At 42.2% G+C, this 2,462-nt stretch carries 2 protein-coding genes, 1 rRNA gene and 1 riboswitch; all 3 genes read left to right on the top strand.

The annotated features are described in order from the left end of the window. Nucleotides 1-61 precede the first annotated feature (61 nt). Nucleotides 62-178 (top strand): 5S ribosomal RNA (rrf, locus tag AC29Z1_RS16625). Nucleotides 179-506: 328 nt separating this feature from the next. Then, nucleotides 507-615: riboswitch (SAM riboswitch) on the top strand. Between the two features lie 74 nt (nt 616-689). Beyond that, nucleotides 690-1,745 carry a methionine ABC transporter ATP-binding protein gene (locus tag AC29Z1_RS16620; protein ID WP_488272567.1) on the top strand — a complete coding sequence of 352 codons (1,056 nt, stop codon included), beginning with the start codon at nt 690-692 and terminating at the stop codon, nt 1,743-1,745. Continuing rightward, nucleotides 1,714-2,367: a methionine ABC transporter permease gene (locus AC29Z1_RS16615; RefSeq protein ID WP_488272566.1), complete on the top strand. Its 654-nt coding sequence runs from the start codon at nt 1,714-1,716 to the stop codon at nt 2,365-2,367. The genes AC29Z1_RS16620 and AC29Z1_RS16615 overlap by 32 nt, the downstream gene beginning before the upstream one ends. Nucleotides 2,368-2,462 lie beyond the last annotated feature (95 nt).

The raw sequence follows: 2,462 nt of genomic DNA, 5'->3' as shown, positions 1-2,462 counted from the left end.
GCAATCGGCTGTTAACCGATCGGTCGTAGGTTCGAGTCCTACTCGAGGAGCCATATTACTATCCAGTGACGATAGCTATGGGGTTCCACCTGTTCCCATACCGAACACAGTAGTTAAGCCCATATACGCCGAAGGTACTTGGCTGGAGACAGCCTGGGAGAATAGGGAGTTGCTGGTTAGTGAAAAAGCACTCATTTGTATGAGTGCTTTTTCTTTAGCCTGATAAAAAGTAGTTATATTAATAAATGCCTTTTGCCACGATGTACCTAGATGACGCTAGTAACGATTGCACTATAGATGGATAGCCAACAGCTTGGATTTGTGCCACGTTTTTTCTCATGTATATAATACCTTCTTTAATTACACCTTATAAAAACAAATGTAATATTGATATGTACAAATCTTGTTTATGAGGACCAAAATAGAGGAAAATCTTTTTTATATAAAAACTTCTTGACAGTGATTTATATCCTATGGTAGTATAACTCATGAACTTAATATCGTATTTTTCATCAAGAGTTGGCTGAGGGACTGGCCCAATGAAGCCGCGGCAACCATCGCATGTAAGCGAACGGTGCCAATTCCTGCAACCCGTTAGGGCTTGGCAGATGAAAAGCATAGTAAGTATATTATGCCTCTTCCTCTGCGAAGAGGCTTTTTCTTTTTAACGAAGGAGGAAAACGTACACCATGATTCAGCTAATTGGACTGCAAAAAGTATATCAGGGAGATTCTGGACCCGTATTGGCTCTTGATAATGTATCACTTACTATTAAGCAAGGTGAGATTTTTGGTATTATTGGCAAAAGCGGCGCAGGCAAAAGTACGCTGATTCGCTGCATCAATCTTTTAGAACGCCCTACTTCCGGGCAGGTGCTTGTAGACGGACAGGATATGATGGCACTGTCTGAGGCTCAGCTTCGGGAAGCGCGTAAACGTATTGGTATGATATTTCAACACTTTAACTTGCTTTCCTCACGTACAGTTATTGAAAATGTAGCTTTTCCGTTAGAACTTGCCGGTGTTAGTCGGGCAGAACGAGAAAAGAGGGTTTTACCGTTACTTGATTTGGTTGGCCTTAGTGACAAGAAGGACGTATATCCTGCGCAGCTTAGTGGCGGGCAAAAGCAACGGGTGGGTATTGCCAGGGCATTGGCAAGTCAGCCTAAAGTGCTTTTATGCGACGAAGCAACCTCAGCTTTAGATCCACAAACTACGGAATCCATTCTGGCACTGCTTAAAGACATTAACAAAAAGCTGGGATTGACCATTGTCCTGATTACTCATGAAATGCATGTTATCAAGGCCATCTGTGATCGAGTAGCTGTTATCGAAGGTGGCAAGCTTGTTGAAACAGGTAGGGTTTTTGATGTGTTTACTAAACCTCAATCGGCAACTGCCTCTGAGTTTGTGAAAGCAGTCGTCAATAATAAGCTTCCTGATGCGCTACTTAAAGTGCTTTCAGACAAGCCGATCGCAGGTGGTAATGTAGTAGTAAGACTCTCATTTTTTGGAGCCGCTACCAATGAGCCAGTTATAGCCGGCCTCATTAGACGATTTGCGGTAGATGCCAATATTATTTCAGGCAATGTAGATCATCTGCAGGATATACCTTATGGAACATTGCTTCTTGAGTTGTCTGGCAAGCAAGAAGACATTCAAAATGCATTAAATTATTTGCAAGCTCGAGATTTAGGAACAGAGGTGATTGGTTATGTCGCAAGACATGCTTATGCTGTTGGTTGAGGCATTAGGTGAAACTTTATATATGGTTGCAGTTTCTTCATTGGTTTCCGCTCTTCTGGGAATACCACTTGGTGTAATTCTGGTTATAACCAGTAAAGGACATATCAAAGAACAGCCTGTTTTTAATCAGACGTTAGGAGCTATTGTCAATGCTACTAGGTCAACTCCTTTTATTATTTTGATGGTTGCGATTATTCCGCTTACCCGGATGATTGTCGGCACATCTATTGGTACTAATGCCGCTATTGTTCCACTGACTATTTCTGCGATTCCATTTGTCGCCCGTATTGTCGAATCAGCACTCAAAGAAGTTGATGCAGGACTTGTTGAAGCGGCACAATCCATGGGAGCAACTACCTGCCAGATTATTCTAAAGGTACTTATTCCGGAAGCTATGCCATCGATTGTATTAGGTTTAACACTGACAGTCATTAGTCTTATTGGTTACTCGGCTATGGCAGGGGCTATCGGTGGTGGCGGTTTGGGTGACCTGGCTATTCGTTATGGCTATCAGCGGTTTATGGCTGATGTTATGTTGGCAACAGTTGTTATTCTGATTGCTTTGGTGCAGATTGTACAGTCAAGTGGCGATTATTTTGCCCGAAAGCTGAATAAAAGGTAATGAATGCAAAGTTTTATCTGAAGTAGCATGGTAGAAAAGAGGAGGTAATCAGCGTGGAAAATATTATTCAAAATATGCGCAAAGGCACTTATGCC

The sequence above is a fragment of the Sporomusa sp. genome (genome assembly GCF_057736855.1).
This window is presented reverse-complemented; position numbering and strand designations above follow the sequence as displayed.